Here is a 6,273-nt window from a genome sequence, read left to right as displayed (position 1 = left end):
CCCTCATATGTTTTATTTTCAAAAGCAATAACAAATTTACATTTAGATAACCATTCACGAGTTTTTTCTTTTGGTATAATTGTAGATTCAGTATTTAAATATTTACCGCCGCTTACTACTTATTTTATACAGCGACAATTTATGAAAAAATCGATTTCTTGCTATGCAGCCGTCGTTTTCAGGATCTTCTATACCGTTAGAGACTAAGAAACAAGTAAAATACGGTTTGTTTGGATTGCATTTTGATCGTTTATATTCAGTACTGACTTCATTAGTAAAATACATATAATATAAAGGTATTCTTATATAATTTGGATGATCTATATAATCAAAACCTATAGATATATCATAATTTTCTAGCTTTGGTCTAACAGATTCACCGGTAAAAAATATCTTTATACTATCTTTATTACTAATATTTCTTTGACCAAAAACACTATCAATAATAAGGTCATAATTGTTATGATCTATAACAATTGTTCGTCCGTTTTCTTCAATGATTTCTTTTATCATCGGTAGCTCGTCTATTGTAAAGCCCGGCCACATATTAATAAAGCTCACTTTTATAACATGTTTGTTTTCTTTTTCAGGAGCTTTAATCTTATATATGCTTACACATAGTAACAATATGGCTATACAAACTATGGAAAGTTTTTTTAACATTTAAATTATCTATTACGAGAAAAATTTATTTATAATTTTCCTCTATTTGCGGTGGATTTTCTGCTTCTACTTCAATAATCTCTGATTTGGAGGAAACGATTTGATAACGCTCTAAGGTAGCCGGCATGGTTTTATTCCCTGAATCAATGCCGAGTTTTTGAATATTCTTTACTCTTGACATAAAATTACGATTAAACGAGGCAGCAAATTTATCATAATTAGTAACCATATTTTGCAGGTTATTACCGATCTTTTGAGAATAATCAGCCATAGTACTGATAGAACTTAACAGCTTTCTCACTTCTTCAATGATTACCTTATAATTTTCCGAGCGGCGATGATCGGTAATTTGAAATTTTGCAAATGATAGCATATTCATAAGTCCGCTAGGTCCTACCGGAAAGATATTACAGCCCCAAGCTTTTTGTAAAAATTCAGGGTCGGCTGCAATAACTTTCTCAACCGCTTGTTCAGTCGGCAAAAACATTAAAGTAATAACATTGTTAGATCTCTGATCCTTTTTGTTTAGATTAGTTAAAATATTTTCGGCATAGTCTTTATTAGCTAGAGATTTTAAATGATAATTCATAGTTTTGCTAAGATTCCCGCTATTATCCTGCTCATCAACTAGAAATTTGGAAGCTTTGGAATCAATAACCATTAAATTACCGGAAGGAAGAAAAATAAGGGCATCGGGTCTTAACTTTCCACTATCTGTTGTAGTTAAGCCGTATTGCATAATGAAATCTAAATTAGGACGTAAGCCCGAAGATTTTAGGATATTCTCAAGCGTAATTTCGGCAAGCAACCCCGTCCCGATCGGAGAAAGCAGCGACTGTTTTATCAAATCAACCGTACCTTTTGATTGCTCTATATCTTTATTTAATGCTCCCACCATCGTAATCAACCGCTCAAACTCACTATTAAATTTTCCTGAAGCAGTAGCGATATTTTTCTCGGCTAGCTCTCTTGCCGCCGTGTTTTCCATTTTATGTATCTCTATTAATTGCTTAGACAAATCTTTACCTAAATCAAATAACGCAGCTTTAGCCGATGAAAACGACTCTTCTCTTATTTTTTCTGAATCCTTAATAGTCTGTTCTTGATATTCTACTTTACACTTCAATTGCTCAATTTTCTGTAAATATCCTATCTTTTCTTGATTTAATAATTGGTTGTTATTGCTAATTTCTAGATTCTGCTCTGATAAAAATTGTAGCTGCGTCCTTAAGATTTTAGTTTTTACATAAAACCAAATTATTAGAGCTAATAAAATAAGTAGCGTAGTTATAATAGTTGGTAATAAATAAGGCATAGAATGAAGCAAAGTTTAATGTTAAATAATACTAAAGTACCTAATACTTTGCACTAATTATTTTAAATATATTAATTAAATAACGCGAGTTTCGTATTAATAGAGGAACTGAATAGCTGATAGTAACTGGGTTACGAGGATATTAGTAATATTGTTTTTGTTATAAAATGTACTTAAAACTGCATAAATTTTTAGTAAATTGTCTTTTTTGACTATAACTATTAAATTGTAAAACTTGTCACACCTCTTACAAACCTTGAAAGGATAAGCATTATAGCATATTCATTAACCATAATTTAGGCATCTTAATACGAAACTCGCGTTAAATATTAAAAAATTAATAATTTGATTGATATTTTGTTAATAAACTGTATTATGGTAACTTCAAGAGCATTAATAAAATCTTATTTAAAATATATTGAGCAGCTTACTCCGTATATGCCTCAAAAAGGTGAGTATATGGAAATAGCAAATAGCACAGGTAAGCCTGAGGTTATTGAAATAATATCTAAGCATTTACAACCGCTGCTTGATGGTAGTATTGAACATCATCAAGAGAGTAGTTTAATTCAGGTAGATATTAATGAGTATACAAATGAAATTCCCATGATGGGCGATCAGTTATAATAAAGTATAGCTGTTCAGTTTGCTACAAGTAAGACTATTTCGTTACTGATATCGAAATAGTCTTGACCATTTCGATATTAGCCTATAATATTTTTGTAAACTTATAGAAATATTATAATGGATAGGTTATATAAAAAGCAAGTTGAAGAATATCTAACAAAATATGGTAAACTTGTATTTATAAGCGGAGCAAGGCAAGTAGGAAAAACTACAATATCAAAACAAGTAATCAAGCCTAATCCCAATTCAATTTATCTAAATTGGGATTATCTAGAAGATAGAAATAAAATCCTAAACAAACACACCGAACTTTTTGAAAATCTACTGTCTACTATATCCGATAAGAAACCGTGCTTAATATTAGATGAAATTCATAAATATAAAGATTGGAAAAATCTTGTAAAAGGGTTTTATGATAAATTCGGAGAAAATATTGAATTTATTATAACAGGTAGTGCCAAATTAAATATATATAAAAAAGGCGGCGATAGCCTAATGGGGCGTTATATAAATTTAACCGTGCATCCGTTATCGGTATCTGAAATAGCTAAAAATTTTGATAATAATATTGATTATATAAAAAGCCCCAAAAATATCACTATAGATGAATTTGAAGCTCTAATAAATTTTGGAGGATTTGCAGAAAGCTATTTAAAAGCAACTGCTAAATTTCATAGAATATGGAGTAATCAAAGATTCGAACAATTATTTAGAGAGGATGTAAGAAATACTGAAGATATCAACAATATTTATGCGTTAGAATTACTTGCTACCGTTATAAACGAACAGGCCGGCTCATTAATAAGCTATACGAATCTTGCTAACAAAGTTAGGGTTTCAGACCAAACAATAAGAAGATGGCTCTCTTTGCTAGAAAAGCATTATTATTGTTTTGCTATCAAGCCTTGGTCTAAAAATGTTGTAAAAAGCTTAATAAAAGAGCCTAAATACTACCTTTGGGATTGGTCACAAATAAAAGATATAGGAGCTAGATTTGAAAATCTTGTAGCTTCTCACCTGTTAAAAGCCGTATATTTTTGGAACGAAACAGGGCTTGGTGATTTTGGCTTATACTATCTTCGTGATAAACAAAAACGTGAAGTCGATTTAGTAATAACAAAAGATGAGAAGCCTTGGATTTTAGTGGAAGCAAAAATAAGTGATACAAGCCGTTCTTCAAGCTTAAAATATTTTCATGAATCACTTAAACCTGAGTTTAGTTTTCAAGTAATTCAAAATAAACAAGCTATTTCCGGCTCTTGCTTTGATAAACCGGGCTTATGGATAGTACCGGCTATTACTTTCTTATCTCAACTTGTTTGATATGAATTTTTGCAAAAAAGTAATCTAGTCAAATGTAAATCATATGACTATTTCGTTGCTTATATCGAAATAGTTATTACCAATCCGACATTTAATTATAAGCTGTATCCTCGCACATACCAATAAATGTAGCTGAATTGACTATATTCACTTTATCTTCTAGCGGTCCGAGCGGCTGAGCAGGTTTTAACAATTCCGGCGTTAATATAAATTTGGTTTTTTTCTCGATATTCGATAAAAAAGGTAAATGTAAGCTATGAGGGCTGTATATTATTGCATATTTATCCCATTCTAGATATTGTCTATTCAAATGCTCTTTATATTCAGATGGACCATATACTTCTATACTACCAAATTTATATTTTTTTAAAGGATATAATTCATAATCATAAAAAAATCATTTGGATATTTATTACGCATACTTTGATTAAAATGAACAAATTTATCATTTTCTTTATGAAATACAAAAATATCTAAGTATCTTTCCCCGCAAATTACATAAATTTTATTATGTTTAATACGATATCCTAATGGTTCAAATTGCGGTAATATTTGTTGTAGGCGTATTTCGTCTTCATGCATAATACCGATATCTAAATCATCGTCAAAAGGAATTATGCCTTGATGTCTAACGGCTCCAAGTAGAGTGCCGCCTTCTATCCAATAATTAATATTATTCTTACCAAGTAGCTCATGAGTGTCTTTCATTAACTGATAAAGGGCAATAGCTTTTTTCTTGCTAATCCTGTATTTTTTTACTTGTTCATCACTTAAGGTTACATATAGCCAGTCATGTTCTAATATATAAGCATAAAAAAATATCCCGGCAAATATAAGTAATATTAAACCTAATATTTTAAAGAATAACATTGACTTTAATTTTATCATCTTTCATCTCAAATTGTATTTCTTCTACCGATGTGACGTTTTTTAAATCTTCTGCTAATTCTGCAGATAATACTATGCCGCTAACTTCAAGCAATTTTATTGGAGCTTTTATAGATAGATTCTTCTCAGCTTTGAATTTTCTGACGATATCTAGTATTTCAAGCAGTCCTTCTGCTCCTTTTGTATCGATTTCATAATTTAAGTCACCGTAATTAACCCAGCTACCTTTAACATGAATAGAATTTTCACTATATAATATTTGGTATAATTCTTCGGTAATATGCGGCATGAAAGGTGCAAATAGTTTCAGTAATGTTTGCATAACATGATATAAAGTTAATATGCTACTATATTGTTCTTGTGGATTTTTGTTTTCCTCGTCATAGCTTCTTGTTTTGCTTATTTCTAAATAATTATCACAAAATACCGCCCAAAAGAATTTTTCCGTCAGATGCATAGCATTTGCATATTCGTAGTTTTGTAACTCATTTGTAGCTAGCTTAACTAGTTCTACTAGTTTATTAATTATCCACTGATCAAACTCGTTAGTGATTTTTTCTTTAACATCTAAAAGCTTTGCTTTTTTATCTTTACCTTTCAGTTTATCAAAATGTATAGAAACAAATTTAGCGGCATTCCATAGCTTGTTAACAAGCCTTTTGCCGTTTTTCATAACGTCTTCAGAATAGGCGGTATCAGCACCTAGCTTTGAATTTGCCGACCAATAACGTATTACGTCGGAACCATATTGTTCTAGCAGCTTTTCAGGAACTAAAACATTGCCTTTAGATTTAGACATTTTACTTCGATCTTCAGCTAAACACCAACCGCTTACCATGATGTTTTCCCACGGCAAAGTATTTTGGTGTAAATGAGCTTTTAAAATAGTATAGAACGCCCAAGTTCTAATAATTTCGTGTGCTTGAGGTCTTAAATCCATCGGAAATAATTTATCGTGTCTATCTTTATTAACAGCGAAATCATCAGAAATGCCATGAGTAGAAAGTTGAGGCGAAACAGAACTTGTTGCCCAAGTATCCATAACGTCTAAGTCATGCTCTACTTCCTTCTTACTGTAACCTATAGGTAAATCTCTTAATGGATCAACAGGTAGCTGTGAAATATCAGCATATAAAATCTTGCCTTCTTCACCTACTTTTTTAGAATACCAAACAGGGAAAGGCACGCCAAAATAACGCTGCCTACTTATGCACCAATCCCAACTAATGGCATTAATCCAATTCTCTAAACGAATCTTCATATTTTTAGGATGCCAATTTAACTCATTTGCTCTTTTAAGCAATTCTTCTTTATGTGATATAGTTTTAACGAACCATTGCGGTACGGTTAGTATCTCAAGAGGAGCACCTGACCTCTCAGCACATTTAACGGTATGAGTTATTTCTTCTTGTTTAATAAGCAACTCTTGTTCTTTTAAAATATCTATTATTTTTGTT

The 6,273-nt window shown here is 31.1% G+C and carries 5 protein-coding genes and 1 pseudogene; 2 read left to right on the top strand and 4 right to left on the bottom strand.

Annotation, left to right across the window (positions count from 1 at the left end; translation table 11 throughout):
• Positions 1-102: 102 nt before the first annotated feature.
• Positions 103-546, bottom strand: a complete 444-nt coding sequence (locus REIS_RS16055; protein WP_241760903.1) for an alpha-1,3-fucosyltransferase — start codon at positions 544-546, stop codon at positions 103-105.
• A 142-nt stretch (positions 547-688) separates the two neighbouring features.
• Entirely contained in the window at positions 689-1,978 is a 1,290-nt protein-coding gene (locus tag REIS_RS08935; protein WP_037214070.1) for a DNA recombination protein RmuC, read from the bottom strand.
• A gap of 357 nt (positions 1,979-2,335) precedes the next feature.
• Here REIS_RS08935 and REIS_RS08930 point away from each other — a divergent pair, with 357 nt between their 5' ends.
• Positions 2,336-2,605, top strand: a complete 270-nt coding sequence (locus tag REIS_RS08930; RefSeq protein WP_160142986.1) for a hypothetical protein — start codon at positions 2,336-2,338, stop codon at positions 2,603-2,605.
• Positions 2,606-2,722: 117 nt separating this feature from the next.
• The gene (locus REIS_RS08925) at positions 2,723-3,928 is read left to right on the top strand and encodes an ATP-binding protein (protein ID WP_008581210.1); all 1,206 of its coding nucleotides are present in this window, start codon (positions 2,723-2,725) and stop codon (positions 3,926-3,928) included.
• A gap of 91 nt (positions 3,929-4,019) precedes the next feature.
• Here REIS_RS08925 and REIS_RS08920 read toward each other — a convergent pair.
• Together REIS_RS08920 and REIS_RS08915 are read right to left on the bottom strand one after the other, a co-directional pair.
• Positions 4,020-4,816, bottom strand: a pseudogene (locus REIS_RS08920) (LicD family protein).
• On the bottom strand, positions 4,785-6,273 hold a 1,489-nt coding region (locus REIS_RS08915), incomplete at its 5' end, for a class I tRNA ligase family protein (protein ID WP_008581208.1). The gene REIS_RS08915 and the pseudogene REIS_RS08920, both read right to left, overlap by 32 nt.

The organism is Rickettsia endosymbiont of Ixodes scapularis, from assembly GCF_000160735.1.
GTDB classification, from domain to species: domain Bacteria; phylum Pseudomonadota; class Alphaproteobacteria; order Rickettsiales; family Rickettsiaceae; genus Rickettsia; species Rickettsia tamurae.
The sequence above is the reverse complement of the archived record's forward strand: the minus strand, read 5'-3'. Positions and strand labels throughout refer to the sequence as shown.

What these genes read in the sequence shown, in the direction of transcription:
- REIS_RS08935 (WP_037214070.1), bottom strand. Translation starts at nt 1,978, where the DNA reads ATGCCTTATTTATTACCAACTATTATAACTACGCTACTTATTTTATTA.
- REIS_RS16055 (WP_241760903.1), bottom strand. Translation starts at nt 546, where the DNA reads ATGTGGCCGGGCTTTACAATAGACGAGCTACCGATGATAAAAGAAATC.
- REIS_RS08925 (WP_008581210.1), top strand. Translation starts at nt 2,723, where the DNA reads ATGGATAGGTTATATAAAAAGCAAGTTGAAGAATATCTAACAAAATAT.